The organism is Aliidiomarina sedimenti (assembly GCF_003986955.1).
In the GTDB taxonomy this organism is placed as follows: Bacteria; Pseudomonadota; Gammaproteobacteria; order Enterobacterales; family Alteromonadaceae; genus Aliidiomarina; species Aliidiomarina sedimenti.
Genome location: NZ_PIPN01000001.1, coordinates 428744 through 449101, shown reverse-complemented (window position 1 = coordinate 449101; position 20358 = coordinate 428744). Strand labels below are relative to the sequence as shown.

The 20358-nt window shown below is 52.9% G+C and carries 16 protein-coding genes; 13 read left to right on the top strand and 3 right to left on the bottom strand.

Features of this window, described 5'->3' with window-relative positions; translation table 11 throughout:
• Positions 1-63: 63 nt before the first annotated feature.
• The 3 genes from CWE12_RS02100 (at position 64) to CWE12_RS02090 (ending at position 5727) form a co-directional block, all read left to right on the top strand.
• Positions 64-1608, top strand: coding sequence for a phospholipase D family protein (locus CWE12_RS02100; protein WP_126788012.1), 1545 nt, complete (start codon positions 64-66; stop codon positions 1606-1608).
• Between the two features lie 91 nt (positions 1609-1699).
• Positions 1700-2977, top strand: a complete 1278-nt coding sequence (locus CWE12_RS02095) for an acetyl-CoA hydrolase/transferase family protein (RefSeq protein WP_126788010.1) — start codon at positions 1700-1702, stop codon at positions 2975-2977.
• A gap of 47 nt (positions 2978-3024) precedes the next feature.
• Entirely contained in the window at positions 3025-5727 is a 2703-nt protein-coding gene (locus CWE12_RS02090; protein WP_126788009.1) for a cation-translocating P-type ATPase, read from the top strand.
• Here CWE12_RS02090 and CWE12_RS13585 read toward each other — a convergent pair.
• Positions 5717-6595 (bottom strand): LysR family transcriptional regulator, encoded by an 879-nt coding sequence (locus tag CWE12_RS13585; RefSeq protein ID WP_157981907.1) that lies wholly within the window; start codon positions 6593-6595, stop codon positions 5717-5719. The two genes, CWE12_RS02090 and CWE12_RS13585, sit on opposite strands and share 11 nt — an antisense overlap.
• 69 nt (positions 6596-6664) lie before the next feature.
• On the opposite strand from CWE12_RS13585, the gene CWE12_RS02080 reads away from it, so the two are divergent.
• From CWE12_RS02080 to CWE12_RS02070, 3 genes are read left to right on the top strand one after another with little or no spacing between them, the layout of a single operon-like run.
• Positions 6665-7297 (top strand): LysE family translocator, encoded by a 633-nt coding sequence (locus tag CWE12_RS02080; RefSeq protein WP_241984110.1) that lies wholly within the window; start codon positions 6665-6667, stop codon positions 7295-7297.
• Between the two features lie 54 nt (positions 7298-7351).
• On the top strand, positions 7352-8233 hold the full coding sequence (locus CWE12_RS02075; protein WP_126788007.1) for a 6-carboxytetrahydropterin synthase: 882 nt from the start codon (positions 7352-7354) through the stop codon (positions 8231-8233).
• A complete protein-coding gene (locus CWE12_RS02070; protein ID WP_126788005.1) occupies positions 8226-9074 on the top strand; it encodes a M23 family metallopeptidase in 849 nt (282 codons plus the stop codon). The genes CWE12_RS02075 and CWE12_RS02070 overlap by 8 nt, the downstream gene beginning before the upstream one ends.
• On the opposite strand, the gene CWE12_RS02065 is transcribed toward CWE12_RS02070, so the two are convergent.
• Positions 9057-10847, bottom strand: a complete 1791-nt coding sequence (locus tag CWE12_RS02065; protein ID WP_126788004.1) for a M61 family metallopeptidase — start codon at positions 10845-10847, stop codon at positions 9057-9059. The two genes, CWE12_RS02070 and CWE12_RS02065, sit on opposite strands and share 18 nt — an antisense overlap.
• A gap of 140 nt (positions 10848-10987) precedes the next feature.
• Between CWE12_RS02065 and CWE12_RS02060 the strand changes: the two genes are divergently transcribed.
• From CWE12_RS02060 to CWE12_RS02050, 3 genes are read left to right on the top strand one after another with little or no spacing between them, the layout of a single operon-like run.
• Positions 10988-12055 (top strand): sensor histidine kinase, encoded by a 1068-nt coding sequence (locus CWE12_RS02060; protein ID WP_126788002.1) that lies wholly within the window; start codon positions 10988-10990, stop codon positions 12053-12055.
• 4 nt (positions 12056-12059) lie between these two features.
• Positions 12060-12887 (top strand): LytR/AlgR family response regulator transcription factor, encoded by an 828-nt coding sequence (locus CWE12_RS02055; RefSeq protein WP_126788000.1) that lies wholly within the window; start codon positions 12060-12062, stop codon positions 12885-12887.
• A gap of 29 nt (positions 12888-12916) precedes the next feature.
• Positions 12917-13795, top strand: a complete 879-nt coding sequence (locus CWE12_RS02050) for a DUF6279 family lipoprotein (protein ID WP_126787999.1) — start codon at positions 12917-12919, stop codon at positions 13793-13795.
• Here the strand turns inward: CWE12_RS02050 and pyk are convergent.
• Positions 13792-15225, bottom strand: a complete 1434-nt coding sequence (gene pyk / locus CWE12_RS02045; RefSeq protein WP_126787997.1) for a pyruvate kinase — start codon at positions 15223-15225, stop codon at positions 13792-13794. The genes CWE12_RS02050 and pyk overlap by 4 nt on opposite strands.
• A gap of 105 nt (positions 15226-15330) precedes the next feature.
• On the opposite strand from pyk, the gene msrB reads away from it, so the two are divergent.
• From msrB to CWE12_RS02025, 4 genes are all read left to right on the top strand, one after another.
• Complete coding sequence (gene msrB / locus CWE12_RS02040) at positions 15331-15714, top strand: peptide-methionine (R)-S-oxide reductase MsrB (RefSeq protein WP_126787995.1); 384 nt, start codon at positions 15331-15333, stop codon at positions 15712-15714.
• A gap of 75 nt (positions 15715-15789) precedes the next feature.
• A complete protein-coding gene (locus CWE12_RS02035) occupies positions 15790-17235 on the top strand; it encodes a glyceraldehyde-3-phosphate dehydrogenase (RefSeq protein ID WP_126787993.1) in 1446 nt (481 codons plus the stop codon).
• Positions 17236-17337: 102 nt separating this feature from the next.
• Positions 17338-18465: a M14 family metallopeptidase gene (locus CWE12_RS02030; protein WP_126787991.1), complete on the top strand. Its 1128-nt coding sequence runs from the start codon at positions 17338-17340 to the stop codon at positions 18463-18465.
• 143 nt (positions 18466-18608) lie between these two features.
• Positions 18609-20267 (top strand): alanine/glycine:cation symporter family protein, encoded by a 1659-nt coding sequence (locus CWE12_RS02025; protein ID WP_126788486.1) that lies wholly within the window; start codon positions 18609-18611, stop codon positions 20265-20267.
• Positions 20268-20358 lie beyond the last annotated feature (91 nt).

Sequence of the window (20358 nt, the reverse complement as noted above, 5' to 3'; positions counted from 1 at the left end):
TGCCCTGCTTGCATGGTTTTTGATTGCGACCGTTATTAAGGGCGAAAAAGAGCGCAACAACTAATGAGACCGATTCGCTGGCTTGGGCTTGGGGTGGTTACCCTGATGGTGCTTATAGCCTGCTCAAGTCTGCCAGCGCTTGATGGTCGTAGTGACAGTTTTGCCTACCCAGTGTCGGTTACACAGAGTACTGCAATCGGGCAGGCAATAGCGGATGAGGTTACCGCGCATCCGCAACAAAGTGGCATTTTAACCCTGCCGCAGGCGCAGGACGCCTTTGCGGCCCGTCTATTACTGGCAAGCGCCGCCGAGCGCAGCCTGGATGTGCAGTATTACATCTGGCGCAATGACAACACCGGCCAGCTTTTGATGCAGTCTCTGTATGATGCTGCCCAGCGTGGGGTGCGGGTACGGCTGTTAATTGATGATCTGAATAGCGCGCCTATTAAAGACAAGCTGGTCGCACTGAATCAGCATGCCAGTATTGAAGTGCGCCTGTTCAACCCCTTTGCCATCCGTGGCCCACGTAGTTTAGGTTTTATTACTGACTTTGCGCGGGCTAACCGGCGTATGCACAACAAGTCATTCACCGCTGATAATCAGGTCACTATTATCGGTGGCCGTAACGTCGGCGATGACTATTTCAGCGGTGCCGACGGAGTCCTTTTTGCTGACCTCGATGCGCTGGCAATTGGTGACGTCGTAGCCGACGTGTCCGCCGATTTTGATGACTTCTGGAACAGTCAGTCTGCTTACCCTCTGGAACTGCTGACGTCACCGGTCTCTTCCGCGCAGAAAGCGAGCACTATTGCGACGTTATTTGAACATGAAGAAGCCGCTACGCTGTTTATGCAAAGCATCCGGGATCGCGAGCTTTTTAATCAAATGCTGGATGGTGAGGTACCGCTTGAGTGGGCTCAGACCAGCATGGTCAGCGATGACCCGCGCAAAGTGCTGGGTACGGTCGACGAAAACCAGCTGTTGACCTATGCCTTACGCGACATTATGGGCAAACCAGAAGCGAGTATTTATCTGGTTTCGCCGTACTTCGTACCCACCCGAACGGGGGTTGAAACCCTTGAGGAAATGGCCGCCCGTGGAGTTGAAATCCATATTCTGACCAACTCACTTGCCGCCACCGATGTCGCGATTGTGCATTCTGGATATGCTAAATGGCGTCAACGTTTGCTGCAATCGGGGATCCGTATTTATGAAATGCGCCCCAGTGTGGTTCAGCCTGACAATGGCAATCCTGATATACCTCGTTTTGCCAGCTCTGCGTCCAGTTTACATGCGAAAACCTTCGCCATTGACGGGGAACGGGTGTTTATTGGCTCGTTTAACTTTGACCCCCGTTCCGCCGCGCTGAATACTGAACTTGGCTTTGTTATTGAAAGCGAGATGCTGGCTCAGCAGACCGCTGATATTTTTGCCAGGGACGTACCTTTTAACTCTTATGAGCTTCGTCTCGCACCATCGGGCCGGATGTACTGGCTGGAACGCAACCCGGGGCACCTTCAGCGGCATGATACAGAACCCGATAGCACGCTGTTACAACGTGCCTCAGTGCGGTTTTTCTCCTGGCTGCCAATTGACTGGTTGCTATAAAGCTTTGATATGGGTCAGCCTGCGGCCCCCAATCAATGTGCTAGGCTTGCGGTAGTTTCCACCCAACCAATGGTTTATCAGGGAGATCAATATGCAGGCAGCCTCAGTGCAACAGGCTTTGGAGCTTATTCAGGACAAGGACATTATTTGGTGTCATTCGATGGCAGCCACCCCTTATTTGTTGTTGCACGGGCTGGCAGATATTGCGCTGCAGCGGCGTGATTTGACGTTACTGCAACTGCATACCGAGGGTAGTGAAAGATTGGCCGACCCTGCGTTGCAGGGGCACCTGCGTCAGCGCGCATTCTTTGTTGGTGGGTCGACCCGCCAGGCGGTGGCGGCGGGACTGGCTGACTACGTACCAATTTTCCTGTCTGAAATCCCCAAACTTATGCGCAGTGGCGAACAACCCGTTGATACGGTTCTATGCCAGGTTTCTCCACCGGACAAACACGGGTTCTGTAGTCTGGGTATTTCGGTCGAAGCCACCCGTGCTGCGTTACAGGTGGCGAAGCGTAAGATTGCCTGGATTAATCCGTCAATGCCGCGGACGCACGGTGATTCCTTTGTGCACCTGAGCGATTTTGACCGTACCTTTGAATATCAGGCCCCCTTGCACGAACACCGGCCGGCCCGACAAAATGAGATTACCCGCCAAATTGGTGCCAATGTGGCCAGCCTGATCGACGATGGTGACTGTTTGCAACTTGGTATTGGCGCGATTCCGGATGCAACCCTGAGTTGCCTGCAGCACCATCAGAATCTCGGCATCCATACCGAGATGTTTTCAGACGGTGTGCTGCCGCTGGTGCAGTCCGGGGTGATTAACAATAGCAATAAGCGCAAGCATCGAGGCCGCATAGTTACCACCTTCGCAATGGGGACTCAGGCCTTGTATGACTTTGTTGACGACAATCCCGACGTGGCTTTCCTTGATGTTGAGTACACCAACGATACCAGTGTGATTCGCAAAAACCCGCAAGTGGTTTCGATTAACAGTGCATTGCAGGTCGACTTAAGTGGCCAGGTTTGTGCCGACTCGATGGGCACTTCAATTTACTCCGGCGTGGGTGGCCAAATGGATTTTGTCCGTGGCGCGGCACTTGCCGAAGGCGGCAAAGCCATTATTGCATTGCCGTCGACCGCCAAAGGCGGCCAGGTGTCCCGAATTAGTAGCATGTTGTCGCCTGGCGCAGGGGTCGTTACCACACGTGCGCATGTGCACTATATTGTCACTGAGTATGGGATTGCGAATCTACGCGCGCGCAGTATTAAAGAGCGTGCAAAGGCATTGATTGAAATCGCACACCCGAACTTTCGCGAGACACTGGAACAGGCGTTCTGGCAGGACTGGGGTCTTTCGCTATGATGGTACTGGCGTAACCCACTAACGTTCAGCTAACAGGAAATGGGTAGATGGCGAACAAGGATTCGGATTCAGTACAGCGGGCACAAACCGCCTGGTACCAGGCGACCGTCGATCAGGTAAGCAAAGCCTTTGCTACTGATCATAAACACGGGCTCACGGACGCCCAGGCTGGCCAGCTGAGAGAGCAGTATGGTGACAACCGCCTGCCAGATAAAAAGCGTGACCCGGCCTGGAAACGTTTACTCAAACAACTGAATAACCTCCTCATTGTGGTGCTGCTGGTGGCGGCGGCACTGGCTGCTGTATTAGCTGAGTGGCTCGAAGTCATGGTCATTCTGGCGGTGGTGCTGGTCAACGTGCTGATCGGTTTTTTTCAGGAAGGTAAAGCGGAAAAGGCGTTGCAAGCCATTCAGGGGATGCTGGCAGAATACAGCCAGGTCATTCGCCAGGGGCACAAGCAACAGATTGAAAGCACTCAGTTGGTACCCGGTGACCTGTTATTGCTTGAGGCGGGTGACAAGGTCGCGGCGGATGTGCGTCTGATCAAGGTCAACAATCTGGCGCTGCAGGAAGCCGCGTTAACCGGTGAGTCGGTTGCGGTAGACAAGCACAGCAGCACCTTGGACAAAGTTATGCCGTTGGCCGAGCGCAGCAACATGGCGTTCGCTGGCACTTTAGTGACTCAGGGCCAGGGGCAGGGCATCGTGGTCGCTACCGGGGCCAACACCGAACTCGGCCAGGTCAATCAAATGCTCGCCAGTGTCGAACAGCTCACCACACCCCTGTTGCGCCAGATGGCCCAGTTTGCCCGGTACCTGACCATGGCTATTTTGCTGGTTGGGGTGCTGGTATTTGCGCTGGGTATGCTGCGTGGTAACGACGCCAGCTATATGTTTATGGCGGTGGTGAGTCTGGTGGTTGCAGCTATCCCGGAAGGATTGCCAACCATTCTGACCGTGGCGCTGGCGATTGGCGTGACCAGAATGGCGTCCCGGCATGCCATTATCAGGCGCTTGCCTGCTGTCGAAACCATTGGTGCGGTGTCGGTTATATGCTCAGACAAAACCGGCACCCTGACCCGCAACGAGATGACCGTGACCGCACTGGTGTCACCTCAGGGCCGGTTTGAGGTAAGCGGTGTAGGCTATGCGCCGCATGGGGATATTCAGGGCGACAGTGGGGTTAGTGCAGAGCAACGGATTTTTGAGGTCGCCTTACTCTGCAATGAAGCTCACCTGGTGGAGGATGAAAACGGCTTTCAGGTGCGCGGTGACCCAATGGAAGGTGCTTTGCTTGCGCTGGCCGGCAAAGCGGGCCTGGATGCAAAAAGCATTCGTCAGCAATGGCCGCGTAGCGACGAAATCCCATTCGATAGTGGCTATAAATACATGGCAACGCTGCATCGTGATACCGCGCATGATTCAGCTGACAGTGGCGGTGCACTGGCTCTGGTGAAAGGCGCACCGGAAGCCATTTTGCAGCGCTGCAGTCGTCTCTATAACAGCGCAGCGCCGTTTGAAATCGATACCTGGCATGCGCATATTGATATGCTTGCCAGGCAGGGCAATCGGGTACTGGCGCTGGCCTGTAAACCTTTCACAGCAGACGCGACGCTAAGCCACGATAGTATCGCCAGTGATTTGCAGCTGGTGGCCCTGGTTGCGATCATGGACCCGCCGCGCGATGAAGCTATTAGCGCAATTGAAGAGTGCCATCAGGCTGGCATTGCGGTGAAAATGATCACCGGCGATCATGTACAGACCGCTGCGGCCATTGGTCGCATGCTGCACCTGAAATATCCGCATAATGCATTGACTGGCAGTGAGCTTGACCAGATGGACGATGAGGCGCTGTCACAGGCTTTACAGGACACCGACATATTCGCCCGTACCACGCCGGCGCATAAGCTGCGCCTGGTGACGTTGCTGCAGGCCGGGAACAGAGCAGTGGCGATGACCGGGGACGGGGTGAACGACGCGCCTGCTTTGAAACGGGCCGATATCGGGATTGCAATGGGCAAGGGCGGTACCGCGGCGGCTCGTGAAGCCAGTGAAATGGTGCTGACGGATGATAATTTCGCCACCATTGTTAAAGCCGTTCACGAAGGACGTACGGTTTACGATAACCTGAAGAAAGCGATCACCTTTTTGCTCCCGGTCAACGGCGGTGAGTCGCTGGCTATTATTCTGGCGCTACTGATAGGGCTAACCCTGCCGATTATGCCGTTGCAGATCCTCTGGGTGAATATGGTTAGCTCAATCGCGCTGGCTCTGGCGCTGGCGTTTGAGGCCAGTGAGGACGACGTCATGCGCCGTCCTCCGCGTGCGCCTACTGAACCCTGGTTGTCGGGATTTATTATCTGGCGTATTGGGTTGGTGTCGGCACTCTTTACCGCAGGCATTTTTGCGGTGTTTGAATGGGCACAATGGCAAGGCTATAGCGACGGCTACGCTCGCACGATGGCAGTCAATACGCTGGTGGCGATGGAAGTCTGGTATCTGTTTAGTGTGCGTTACCTGCGCCGCGCGTCGTTCTCAATACCCGATGTGAAAGGCACGCCACCTGTTTTGCTGGCAGTGATGGCGGTATTTGTGCTGCAACTTTTGTTTACCTATAGCCCCTGGTTACAAGCACTGTTTGCCAGCGAACCCTTAAGCATGCAGCATGGTCTGCTATGCGTTGCGGTCGGGGTTATTCTGTTCGCTATTCTTGAGCTGGAAAAATGGCTGCAACGACGGTTTAAACCGTGACCACATGGCGCAGCCAATTGGTAAAGGCGACCACCGCCAGTTCGTTTTCTTTATGCCGCGCATGAAAGGTTTGCAACATGCCCGGTGCCTCCACCGTCAGTTCCTGTGCGGGTAAATCAAGCGCGAGACGCTGCCCCTGACGTGGCTGCGAATAATGACTGGGCATCAGCAGCTGACCATGTTGCAACTGCGCCAGGGTCAATGCCATGCCGGTGTTTGCCACTTCCTGTACGCCGCGATAGGTCAGCGTGGTGCCTGCGTTACGCTGCTGTTGGGTCAGGTTGCTTAAGTCGCCACTGCCGATGACTGAAAACAGGGGCCCTTTAGCGTCGCCGTGGAGTTGCCAGTGAAACTCCTGCACCGGGGTCATCACCACGCCTTTGCCGCGCATCTGGCCACAACTCAGTACCACATCCACTTCGTTGCGTTCCAGCGCGTTACGCCAGTCATTGGCGGAGGCTTCAGTGAGGTATTCGTCGGCCTGCTGTATTTGCAGTTTGAGGTGAGGGTACAGCGAGTGGAAGTCATCCAGCCAGGGGGCGAGAAACCATTGCAGGCAGTTTTCATGCACTGCCAGCCGCAAGGTACGTATATCAGCCGCTTTGCTTTGGGTTAAGGTATTGATAAGCTCGTCGAGTTGGGAAAAAATGCGCTGCAACTCCGGGGCGAGCAGACTGCCTGCGTCGGTTAATGCGTGCATTCGGTTGTCGCGTTGGACTAACCGCAGGCCGAGTTGCTCTTCGAGTGTTTGAATTTGCCGGCTGACGGCCGATTGAGTGACCCCGAGTTTGTCGGCGGCACCTTTAAAACTGCGGGTTTCGGCGACAGCGGCGAGGACTCGCAGCGCATTGAGTGAGGCGCGTTTCATTGTGAGTTTTTCTCATTCTGGTATGAATTACAGTTAATTTTAGCTGGCTAACTAAGGGGACACAAGCCGTTGTCTGAGTATCTTTTCGAGTTTACCACCATTGCCGTCGCGCACTTATTGGCCGTGATGAGCCCGGGTCCGGACTTTGCCGTCGTCAGTCGCTACGCGGTGCGTTATGGGATCCGGCTTGGCTGTATTATTGCTATCGGTGTGGGGACCGGTATTCTGGTTCATATTGCTTATTCGCTGCTCGGTGTAGCGCTGGTCATCCATCGCACCCCCTGGCTTTATCAGACCCTCCTGCTGGCTGCCAGCGGCTATTTCATCTGGCTCGGCTGGAACGCGATGCGGGCGCCGGCGATGACTCAGACCATTGATACCGAGCAAGCGGATCGACTGAGTGCGGGCAAGGCGTTTGTGCTTGGCTTTATCACCAATGCACTCAATCCCAAGGCGACGTTGTTTTTTCTGGCGCTTTTTACCACCCTGATAGCGCCGCAAACGCCGATGCTGGTAAAGGCTGGCTATGGCCTGTATATGGCGTTGGCCACCATGGCCTGGTTTTGTTTGCTGGCATTGATGCTCGGCAATGACTGGATGCGTCGTTTATTGCTGGCGAAGGGCTACTGGTTTGATCGGGTAATGGGGGCGTTTCTGTGGTTACTGGCAGCGCACTTGCTGTGGCAATGGTGGCAGAGTTGAACTTCCGTTATACTAACGCCTTTGTAGTAACGCGAATCAAGGACCGCCACCGGCATGCAATTATTTGTAAATGATCTGACTGTTATCGACTTTTCTTACCTTTGTCCACAGCGGGGTATAGTCGGCGAAAGCTGGATCGTCGATATCACGTTAGACGGGTCGTTGAACGACCAGTCGATGGTGCTGGATTTCGGCCGCGTTAAAAAGCAAATCAAAGCGATTATTGACGACTCCGTCGACCATAAGCTGGCAGTCCCCGCTGAACACCCCTTTACCAAAGTCAGCCGGAACCAGGATGAAAGTGGTTACTGGGTCGATTTCATGCGCCCGGATAATGGCTCTATTCATTTATTCTGTCCTGCCGACGCCTATGCCTTTGTCGATGCCGATGAAGTGACGATGGACACCGTTAAGGCCTATTTGCATGGGGTAATAAAACGTCAGCTGCCAACCAACGTTGAAGGTCTGCAACTGACATTGCGGGCTGAACAGATCAACGGGTTTTATTATCACTACACCCATGGCCTGAAGAAACATGACGGCAACTGTCAACGAATTGCCCACGGCCACCGCTCGGCGATTCAGGTTTATCTGAATGGCATGCGAACCCCACGACTGGAACAACACTGGGCGCGTAAGTGGGAAGATATCTATGTTGGCTCCGTCGAGGACGTGGTGATGCCGGACACAATGCAACTGTCTGAGTATGGCCGCGAGAGCGTGGGCGACGATCATGTCTGCTATAGTTATCAGGCTGATCAGGGGCTATTTGAGCTGGCTGTGCCACGAACTGAGAATACGGTAATTGATACCGATTCAACCGTTGAATGCATTTCTAACTACCTGGCGGCGACGATTAAAATGGCGGAACCTGAGGCTGACGTTAAGGTCATCGCTTATGAAGGTGTTGGCAAAGGAGCTATTGGCTATGCGTAAATGGTACGGTTTACCGGGAATACTGCTACTACTCGCTGGACTTGGGTCGGTGCAGGCGGACGAGCACGAGAGCGAGCATCGCCTCAACGACTATGTTCAGTTGCAAGGTCAGTTGACCCAGGGGGCGCTGGTGGTCGGTAAAACCGAGCCGGGCTTTAAGGTGCGCCTGAACGGCGAAGAATTAACGGTCGGTGAGTATGGCTATTTTGTTTTTGGTTTGCCTCGGGAAGCGGATGCTGAACAAACGCTCACGGTAACGGATGCAGAGGGGACTGAACATAGCTCGACACTGGATGTTGCGTCACGTGAGTTTAATATTCAACGTATCGAAGGGTTACCGCAACAGACAGTGACGCCGGATCCTGCGGCTCAGGAGCGAATCCGTGCTGAGAATCAGCAGGTTGCAGAGGCCCGTCAGGTTCGTAGCGAGATGACGTATTTTACCGGCCCATACGCCTGGCCGGCAGAAGGGCGTATTAGCGGTGTGTACGGTTCGCAACGTATTCTTAATGGCGAACCACGGGCACCGCACTGGGGCATCGATATTGCCGCTCCTACCGGCACGCCAGTGTATGCGCCGATAGGTGGTATCGTGGTATTGGCTCACCCGGATATGCTGATGTCCGGCGGCACCTTGATCGTTGACCACGGCCATGGGGTTTTTTCGAGCTTTTTGCACCTGCATCGTATTTACGTGGATGTCGGCGATTATCTGCAACAGGGCGATCCTATTGCTGAAATAGGTGCCACAGGGCGCGCGACCGGGCCTCATCTGGACTGGCGCATGAACTGGGAATCAACACGAGTCGATCCCCAGCTTTTGTTACCCCCGCGGGACTGATAACCAGGGGCTGGCCTTCGTCGGGTCAGCCAGGGTTAGCACCCAGTTGATACGCTCTGGGGCCTGCCACTGCAACTCTCGTTGCTTCAGTTCGTCACGCCGAAATGCATGCACCACCACCTTGTCTCCGGCCTGGTAGCGGCTGAAAAACTCCAGTTGATTGGTTGCATTAATTTGCAGATTATCAATCGCAATCAGCAGGTCACCGGCACTAAGGCCTGCCTCATACGCACTACCACCCTCATAAACCTGAATTAACTCAAGCCCGTGTTCGCGCGCCGTAAAACGAGCCCCTAAGCTAACCTGGAATTCAACCCGGGGCGCTTTGCCAAAGGGTCCGTTGTCACTTTCAAGGGCCAGGGTCTGCGCCTCAACACCAACAAAACTAAGCAGTTCTTTGAGCGGCAGCGGATGCGTAGTGTGCAGGGCACGCTGCAACAGACTGCGCATTTCCGCTCCGCCGGCATCGATGAGGCAGTCAATCAGGCTGTCCATGGTGGTGCCGCGCTCGTCTTTGCCATACTCCAGCCACAGTTGGCGCATCACGTCATCAAGGGTAAAGCTATGATTGCTTTGTTTTCGAATTAACAAGTCGGCGCAAAGCGCAACAATGGCGCCTTTGCTGTAATAACTGACAATTGCGTTCGGCGCATTCTCGTTTTGCTGGTAGAAGGTGGTCCAGGCGAGCTGACTGGACTCGGTTAGCGTCTGACGCTGCGAACCCTGGCCCATCAGTGCACGGGTGAGGGTTGTCGCCAAGGTATCCAGATACTGCTGGGGGCTGCTTAAACCAGCCCGGTGAACCATGTAGTCGTCGTAATAACTGGTCACCCCTTCGTAAAACCAAAGCTGCTCTGTGTACTGCTCTTTGTCGAGGTGAAATGGAATGAATTCGCGTGGGCGTAAACGTTTTATATTCCACGAATGAAAGTATTCATGGGAGCAGAGGCTGAGGAAGGTGCGATAGCTATCTGTCATTCCAGCCTGCTGTGAATGGATCAGGTCTTTACGACTGCACAGCAGGGCAGTGGAATTGCGATGTTCAAGTCCGCCAAAGCCTTGCCCGGTGACCATGACCAGAAAGGTATAATCGTCGAACGGCGCTGCGCCTTCAAACATATCAAGCTGGTTCTCGCAGATATTCGCCAGATCAGCGCTGATCCTGTCCATATCGGCGAAGTGGCGGCCGGCAATGGCGATTCGGTGACGGGTACCATGGACGATGAAGTCATCCAGCGTTAATTCGCCCATCAGCACCGGAAAATCAATCAGCTGCTGATAATCGTCGGCACGGAAACGACCACTGCCGAAGGCATCCCCGCGCAGTCGCGGCATCCCTGTTGCGAGATACCAATTGTCATACCCGTTCGGCAGCTCTATGTCGACTTCGCAGGGTTGCCGGCTCTGTCCAACCACCTCGAGACAAAGGGCACTATGGTTGTAAAAGCCAAAGGTGTCATCAAGGAAGGCCGTACGCACGGATAAGTCATTGGCGTAGACCCGGTAACGTACCTCAATCGGACCGTCACTTGCCTGCAGCAACCAGGTCTGCTTGTCGACCCGGTGATAGTGCAGGATCTGGTTGTTATGGTTGGCACTGAACTCAACCACATGTTTAGCAAAATCACGGATCATATAACTGCCGGGTAGCCAGGCAGGGAGACGTAGCGTTTGCCCTTCCGGGTCGGGGTTTTCTATGCGCAGGCACACGTCGAAATAGTGTCCCGAGCAGTCCGCTGCTTTGATATGATAGTGCAATGGGCAAGCCGACATGGATTCTCCTGATCGTCCGTTTAAGCTAGTCAGTGTAACGAATGCGACCAAGCGCGACAATCGCGAGATAAAGAGGGTCGGAGCTTTACGCTGATTTCGGTATACTTTGTTAAAATTTTGTATTGGTGCAGTAACACATCTTGAACTGGCGACAACTTTTCGACGACCGCAATAAATTTTTCTGGGTATTGCAGCTAACCGGCTGGATCGGCTACGGACTGATTCAGTACCTTGGCTCTTTTACTCAGGAGATGCGTGACATTTACATGGTAATTGTCGCGTTGGGCGCCTATGCCGGTTTCCTGCTGACGATTCCGTTACGTTACCTCTATCGGCGCATCTGGAACCGACGTCCGGCGTGGCTTTTCCTTGTGGTGCTGGTGGCATCTTTCGTCACTGCCGCACTGTGGGCAGTTATCGATAACGCCACCAACTGGGAGATCTACCGTTTCGGCTATCGTCCGATCAATCCCTTGTTCTACTTCAATTACACCATCGCTAAGTGGTATATCATTCTCAGCTGGAGCGGGCTGTACTTTGTTATTAAGTATTACCAGATGCTCCAGGATGAAAAGCAAAAAGCGCTCACTGCCGCGTCGATGGCGCATCAGTCACAGCTGAAAATGCTGCGTTATCAGTTAAATCCGCACTTTCTGTTTAATACCCTGAACGCTATTTCCACCTTGATCCTGGTGGAGGAGAACAAGGCCGCCAATAAAATGATGTCACGGTTGAGTGACTTCCTGCGTTTTTCCCTTGATAACGAACCCATTAAACGGATTACCTTAGCGCGCGAAGTTGAGGTTCTGATGCTGTATCTGGATATTGAGAAGGTCCGCTTCGAAGAACGATTGCAGGTCTTCACCGCCATAACCGAAGATGCAGCGCGCGCGCTGGTTCCCAGTATGTTTTTGCAGCCACTTATCGAAAATTCTATAAAATACGCCATTGCACGTCTCGAAGAGCAGGGCACTATCGAGATAAATGCCCGGGTTGAGGTGGAGACTCTGGTCATCCAAGTTAAAGACAACGGGCCGGTCGCGGTGCATGAGATACCGAAACGGAGCAATAAAGGCGGGGGCGTCGGGCTGAGCAATACCGCTGAACGATTAAAGGCCTTGTACGGAAAGCAGTACTCCTTTAATCTGTTTGCAAATGATCCAACAGGTTGCATTGTTGAGATTCGGATTCCGTGGCAAGTTGTGTGAAGACATGAGTAAGAAAATTCGAACAGTTGTAGTGGATGATGAGCCTTTGGCAAGACGCGGTTTACTGGTGCGTCTTGATCAGTTTGAGCAGGTTGAGGTGGTTGCTGAATGCAGTAACGGCCGTGACGCGGTGACACGTATCACCGAGACGGCGCCTGATCTGGTCTTCCTGGATATTCAGATGCCTGGTTTAAACGGCTTTGAAGTATTACGGGCGCTCAGTCAGTCAATGAGCCAGATGCCATTGATTGTGTTTGTTACCGCGTATGACCAGTATGCAATTCGTGCGTTCGATGTGCGGGCGCTGGATTATTTGCTCAAGCCCGTCGATGAAGAGCGCTTAGCGGCAGCTCTTGAGCGGATTGAGCTGGCCATGGTCAACGTGTCTGAGAAAGAACAGCAGCACAAGCTGGTTGACCTTGTTGCAGAAATGACTGGCGAAGATGGCGAAGATATTCTTCGGCGACTGGCGGACGGCGAGTCACTGCGGGTCGATGACTATCCAGAGCATATCGCGATTAAGGAAAGTGGCGAGATTACCCGGGTCGCTATCAGTGCGATCGAGTGGGTAGACGCTGCCGGCGATTACATGTGTATTCATGCTGACAATGAAACTCATATTCTTCGACGCACCATGAAAGAGCTGGAAAAAGAGCTGAACCCGAAAAGCTTTCAGCGCATTCATCGTTCCGCGATTGTTAACCTGAATCAGGTGCAGAAACTCTGTAGCAGGCAAAACGGTGAGTACCATCTGATTCTACATAATGGTGAAGAATTAAAGGTCAGTCGTAGTTATAAAGACAAGATCAAACAATTAATTTTGGGCCGCTAGAATAGCGGCCCTTTTTGCCTGTGAAGCTTATGCATAGACTACTTAAACTGATTGTCGTGGCGCTGATTGTTCTTGGGGTAGGTGCCTGTTCGCGAAGTTTCGCCTACCGTTTTGCGGACACGTATATAGTCTGGCAGGCACGCGATTACGTGAGCCTGGAACGCGAGCAGCATGAAGCGTTGAACGAAGAGGTTGAGGCGTTTTTACAATGGCACGCAGAGACCCAAATACCACGGTATCACCTGACACTTGAAACCCTCGAAGCGGATATTACTGAGGCCACTCTCGACCCGGAAGCGGTGCGCCAGTATAGCGATCTAGCAGCCGACTTCTGGTTTCAGGTGCGTTCCGGTGCGTTGCCAGCGGCACTGCGTTTGTTACCTGACTTAAGTGATGCTCAGGTCGACGAGCTCATTCAGAGTGTGGCCGACTCCATTCAGCAGCGTCTCGATGAGTATCAGGACTCAACCGCCGATGAGCGTGTTGCAGAGCGGCGCGATATGTTTCAGAAACAGGCTCAGCGTTGGCTGGGAGCAGTAACCGGGGAGCAGCAGGCGTTGTTCGATGAGTGGGCTGATAGCATCGATGACAGCACTATGCTTTGGATTGAGTACCGGCTGGAATGGGCGGAGCAGTTTGCCTCAGCTCTTGAACAGCGCAGTCAGTCAGATTTGTTGAGTGAACATCTGGATGGGCTGTTCTTAGAACCGGAGAACCTGCGCGGCGATGTGTTGATAACACAGACCAGCGCAGCGAAAGAAGCCAGTCAGGAGCGCTTAATGACCCTGCATGGCCTGCTCACTGACGACCAACGTCTGCATTTCGCGGCAGAGTTGCAAGAGTTGCGTCGCGACTTACGCAGTATGTTGCGCAGCCGCGACCTCGATATAGCAACAATGACCTTTTAAACCTGCATGATTTTAACGGTGTTACTGGACCCTATGGTGCCCATTAAATCACCGTAGGTAATAATCACATAGTCGCCTTTCTGTAAGTGCCCACGCGATTCCACCACGGCCATTGCATCCGCAATCAGCGTATCCAGGGCTGATTCACGCGTATCGAAATAGACCGGATAAACCCCACGGTACAGCGCCGTTTTTGCCAGCGTGCTGTGGTGGCGGGTGAGAGCGAAAATTGGTAGTGCGGTACTGATCCGTGACATCAACTTGGCGGTATGACCTGATTCTGTCAGCGCAATAATAGCACTGACGCCACTGAGGTGGTTTGCAGCGTACATTGCCGACATCGCGGTTGATTCCGCAATCGAGGTGAAGGTTTCATCCGCGCGGTGATAGGACATGGTGACGCTGGGGTGAGTTTCGGCCCCCTTACAGATGTCAGCCATCGCCAGTACGGTTTCAACCGGAAACTTGCCCGCTGCCGTTTCTGCAGAGAGCATTACTGCATCTGTGCCGTCAAGCACGGCGTTGGCTACGTCCATGACTTCGGCCCGTGTTGGCATCGAATTATCGATCATCGACTCCATCATTTGGGTGGCAGTAATGACGACTTTATTGAGTGCCCGTGAACGTTGAATAATCTGTTTTTGTTTACCGACCAGTTGTGCATCGCCAATTTCAACACCGAGATCGCCACGCGCCACCATGACCACATCGGAGGCATGAATAATATCATCCAGGGCCGCTTCGGTGGCGACTGCTTCAGCACGTTCGATCTTGGCGCAAATACCGCCTTTACCGCCGGCTTCCCGAAGCAGGGCGCGGGCGCGATTTATATCGTCACTGGAACGGGGAAAGGAGACCGCGAGAAAATCAACATTGATATCAGCGGCAGTCTGAATATCACGTAAATCTTTATCGGTCAGTGCGGCGGCTGACAGGCCCCCGCCTAAGCGGTTAATCCCTTTATTGTTGCTCAGGGTACCGCCAACCAGCACGCTGGTAATGACCTGGCTGCCGCTCACCGAATCGACCTGCAAGCGCAGCCGACCATCGTCGAGCAGCAACACATCGCCGGTATTTACATCCTGGGGTAAGTCAGCGTAATCAAGGCCTACCTGATTCGAATCACCGGCGTCTTTATCCAGACTGGCGTCGAGAATAAAGGTCTGCCCTTGCTCAAGCATAGCGGAACCATTACTGAAGCGGGCGACTCGTATTTTTGGACCTTGCAGATCACCTAAGATAGCCACATGACGACCATGCTTCGCTGCTTGTTCACGAACCATCGCGGCCCGTTTCACATGGTCTTCCGCGGTGCCGTGGGAAAAGTTTAAGCGTACCGTATTAGCTCCTGCAGCAATAAGCCTGGAAAGCACATCCGGATTGTCGGTGGCAGGGCCTAGGGTAGTAACTATTTTTGTACGTCTTAACATGCGGTGCTCCTTGAGTCCTGACGAGATGATTCTTGCTAGGCATGGGGTTAATGCTACCATAAAGCCAGACTCTACAGGTATGACATTACGATGAAGGGGATGTAAATGAGCGACCAGGCAGAATGGCGCAAGCGACTGACACCAGAGGCCTACCGGGTTTTGCGTGAGAAGGGCACCGAACGGCCATTCAGCGGTGCCTTACTGGATGAAAACCGCCCGGGTATTTATGTTTGTGCGGGCTGTGGACAAGAACTCTTTTCAGCACAAACTAAGTTTGATGCAGGCTGCGGCTGGCCAAGCTTTTACGCGTCGCTGGGCGAACAGGTGGAGTATCACGAAGATACCACTCATGGCATGCAGCGAATCGAGATTACATGCAAACAATGTGGGGGGCATTTGGGCCATGTCTTTCCTGACGGTCCGGCACCAACGGGCCAGCGGTACTGTGTAAATTCGGTTGCGCTTGAGTTCAAAGCGGACGAAGGTTGATTTTTAAGTGGTGGGCGGAGGCGAAATTCAGTACAATGCCCGGCGAAATTTTTGCAACGGAAAGGGTTTTTTGGAATGACTGAAGCGCAAAACGATCGTACGTTATCCAGCTGGGAAGAACGGCAGGAATATGCAGAGCTGATGCAGCCACTGGTGGGTCGCCTGTATCGCACCAAAGGCGTTGAGATTCTGGTTTATGGCCGTTCGTTACTGAATGGTTCCACCATCGACATCATCAAAGCGCATCGCCTGGTTCGTCAGCACGAAGGCAATAAACTGCGTTTGCGCGAAAGCTACCCGTTGTTAAAAGCAATTTCAGAGATGGAACTGGCTCCGGCACGAATTGATATCGGTAAGCTGGCGTTCAACTTCTTATTCAGAAACGACAACGACGGTCAGACTGTAGAAGAGTACCTTCAACAGGAACTGGCTGACGTGATTGGTAAGCCAGACGATATCGAGCCTCAGGACGTCGTTTTATATGGCTTTGGCCGCATTGGCCGGTTACTGGCCCGGTTGCTGATTGAGAAAAACGGTAAAAATAACAAGCTTCGTTTACGTGCCATTGTGGTTCGTGGCGGGCGTGAAGGTGATCTTGAAAAACGCGCCAGTCTGTTGCGCCGTGATTCTGTACATGGACCATTCAATGGGTCTATTACCGTGGACCACGAAGCTCAGGCGATTAAAGCCAACGGCACCAAAATTCAGGTGATTTACTCGGACGGTCCGGATCAGGTCGATTACACCAAATACGGTATCAACAACGCGATCATCGTTGATAACACCGGTATCTGGAAAGACGAAGAGGGTCTTGGGCTGCACCTGAAAGCGAAAGGCGCGAAGAAAGTTCTGCTCACGGCCCCGGCCAAAGGCGAGATCAAAAATATCGTGCATGGTGTCAACGACCAGGATATTACCGCGGATGATCTGATTCTGTCAGCGGCCAGCTGCACCACCAACGCCATCACTCCGGTGTTAAAAGCAGTTCATGACAAATATGAAATTGAAAGCGGTCACGTCGAGACCGTGCACGCGTACACCAACGATCAGAACCTGATTGATAACTACCACAAAGCAGACCGTCGCGGTCGCTCAGCACCACTGAACATGGTTCTGACCGAAACTGGCGCGGCCAAAGCCGTCGCTAAAGCCTTCCCGCAACTGAAAGGTAAGTTGACTGGTAACGCCATTCGCGTACCGACGCCGAATGTGTCGATGGCGATTATGAACCTGAATATGGCAAAATCGTCTGACAAAGAAGAAATGAACAAATACCTGCGTGAAGTGGCGTTGTTCTCTGACTTACAAAACCAGGTGGATTACACAGCGTCGACTGAAATTGTCTCCTCGGATCTGGTCGGTAGCCGCTACGCCGGTATTGTTGATTCGCAAGCGACGATTGTAGAAGGCAATCGCGCGGTGCTCTATATCTGGTACGACAATGAATTTGGCTACAGCTGCCAGGTACTGCGTGTGGTGCAGGACATGGCTGGTCAAAAAATGATTAGTTTACCTAAATAAACTAAACCTATCGCAAAGCGCCCTCAGAGGGCGCTTTATTTTTTGCTTTCCACTTATGGCAAGGGCAGGGCGCCGTAAGTTTGAATCTGGAGTGATACATCTATGTTTATTACCAGTCAGTTTGACAGTGGCAACATTGAAGTCGTTAAGGCTGAAGATGCCAGCGACATTCGTTTACGTATTCGCAAAGACGCGGAGTCTGATTTCTTTCAGTGGTTCCATTTTAAACTTTATAGCGAAGCAGAACGCGCCCACCGCCTGACCATTGAAGGGGTTGATACTGCCGCGTACCCGGATGGCTGGAAAGACTATCGGGCAATGGCCAGTTATGACCGTGAACACTGGTTCCGTGTCGATACTTCGTTTGATGGCAAAAACCTGATCATCGAGCACACTCCCGAGCAGGAAACCGTGTTCTATGCTTACTTCGTGCCGTATAGCTATGAGCGTCATCTGGATTTGCTGCAAGCGGCACAGCAGTCGAGCTGGGTTGAACAACGAGTGCTGGGGCAGACTCTGGATGGGCGTGATATGACGCTGCTGCAAATCGGAGAGCCGGCTGAAGGAAAGAAAAAAATCTGGGTTACCGCACGCCAACACCCGGGTGAGAGCATGGCTGAATGGTTCATCGAGGGCCTGCTGCACCGTTTGTTAGACGAGGACGATGGGGTCGCCCGTTTGTTGTTGGATAAAGCGGTCTTTTATGTGGTGCCGAATATGAATCCGGATGGCAGCGTTCGCGGTCACCTGCGGACCAACGCTAAAGGGGTTAACCTGAACCGTGAATGGCAGACTCCGAGCATGGAGAAAAGCCCGGAAGTTTACCTGGTTCGCGAGGAAATGGTTCGCATCGGGGTCGATATGTACCTTGATATTCATGGCGATGAAGCCATTCCATACAACTTTGTCGCCGGTTGTGAAGGCAACCCGTCGTACGATCAGCGATTGCAGAGCTTAGAAGGCGACTTTAAACAGGCGCTGCTGAACGCAACACCCGAGTTTCAGGTTACCCACGGCTATGAGCTCGATGCACCGGGTCAGTCGAATCTGACGGTGGCTGCAGCCAATGTGGGCGAGACCTTTAACTGTCTCTCGTTCACGGTAGAAATGCCATTTAAAGATAATAACGACATTGCCAACCCGGAAACGGGTTGGTCGGACGTGCGCAGCCAGCAGTTTGGCTACGATACGCTGGCTGCAGTTCTCGCAGTTGCAGACAAGTTGCGCTAGTATGTCGGGGCACTACTTTTTAGGCGGGCAAAAACGCCTGGCCTTTACTGGTAGTGCCCTTGGCGTAATGACGTAAACCAGTTTATACAAACAATAAATAACGATAATAACAGCAGGGGGCTACCTTGAACTTTATCAACAATATGCTGGACTGGATGAACAGCGTTCTCGGCGGAGCGGTTTACTTCCCGTTTCTGCTGCTGGGTGTAGGTCTGTTCTTCACGATTTATCTGAAATTCCCTCAGATTCGTTTCTTTGCCCATGGGTGGCGCGTTATTACCGGTAAATTTGATCGTAGCCGTGATCCGGGCGACACCACTCATTTTCAGGCATTGACCACGGCCCTGTCAGGCACCATCGGTACGGGTAACATTGGTGGCGTCGCGCTGGCCTTGTTCCTCGGTGGCCCGGCCGCGTTATTCTGGATGTGGATGACGGCATTTTTCGGCATGACGACCAAGTTCGTTGAGGTCACGCTGTCGCACAAATACCGTGTTCAGACCGAAGATGGCACCATGGCTGGCGGCCCTATGTATTACATGTCGCGTGGCCTGAATATGAAATGGCTGGCGGTGATTTTTGCGCTTGCTACGGTGCTAAGTTCATTCGGTACCGGCAACATGCCGCAAAGTAACAATATAGCCCAGGCCATGGAAGCCACCTTTGGTATTCCAACCATTTGGGTTGGTGGCGTTTTATCCGTCCTGTTGGCGCTGGTTATCCTCGGCGGTATTCGTCGTATTGCAGCGGTAACCTCACGCATTGTGCCGTTGATGTCAGTGCTGTATGTGCTGGGTGCGTTTGCGGTTATTTTTTATAATGTCGACAATATTATTCCATCGTTTATTGCCATCTTCGCTGACGCCTTTACCGGCACAGCGGCAATTGGAGGGTTCGTCGGTGCCAGTTTCGCCTACGCCTTCAATATGGGCGTCGCGCGGGGACTTTACTCCAACGAAGCAGGTCAGGGCTCGGCTGCCATTGCGCATGCGTCGGCACGAACCAAAGAACCTGCTGAAGAAGGCATGGTCTCTATTCTGGAACCCTTTATCGACACCATTCTTATCTGTACCCTGACTGGTCTGGTTATTCTGGCTTCTGGTGTGTGGCACGAAAAGCATCAGAACCACTTTGATCGCTCCGATATGCGGATTATTTCAGGTGTTTACGATGACCAGATTGACACTGACCGTGCAGAATTGTCGCGTTATCTGAATAATCAGGATAACACCATTGAGGTGTTCGAGGGACAGATAGACGTCGTTGCCGGCGAACCTGAACCTGGCAACTACACTATATTGAATGCGCGCTCAGTGGCTGAAAATGTCAGCATTCTGATCGGTGGTGATACCCCGTACAATGGCACTCTCGATGTTACAAATGGACGTTTTACCCGCGATAACGTGCAGGTGTTTGGAGAGTCATTAATTCACTCAGCTGCATTAACCACGGTTGCGTTCACCCGAGGCTTCTTCGGTGACTTCGGTCAGTACATTGTCGCTGTCGCTCTGCTGATGTTCGCCTTCTCGACCGCGATTGCGTGGTCATACTATGGCGACAGGGCGATGATTTACCTGGCTGGTCCACGGTCGGTGATGCCATACCGGGTGATTTATGTAGCAGGCTTTTTCATTGCCGCGATTGCCGATACCACCCTGATCTGGAAGATTGCGGCGGTGGCGATTGTCCTGATGACCTTGCCTAACCTGCTTGGGATCATGCTGATGCGTCGCGAGATGAAAGAGACAGTGGATAAATACTGGGCTGAAAACCAGCACAAACTGCCTGATTCGAAAGACTAGGCAAGCGTACTGTGATAGAACAGCAACAGGTTGACGTGCTGACTTGTTGCTGTTTTTTTGTTTTGCTGGCTGTTCACGTTAATGGCTACCT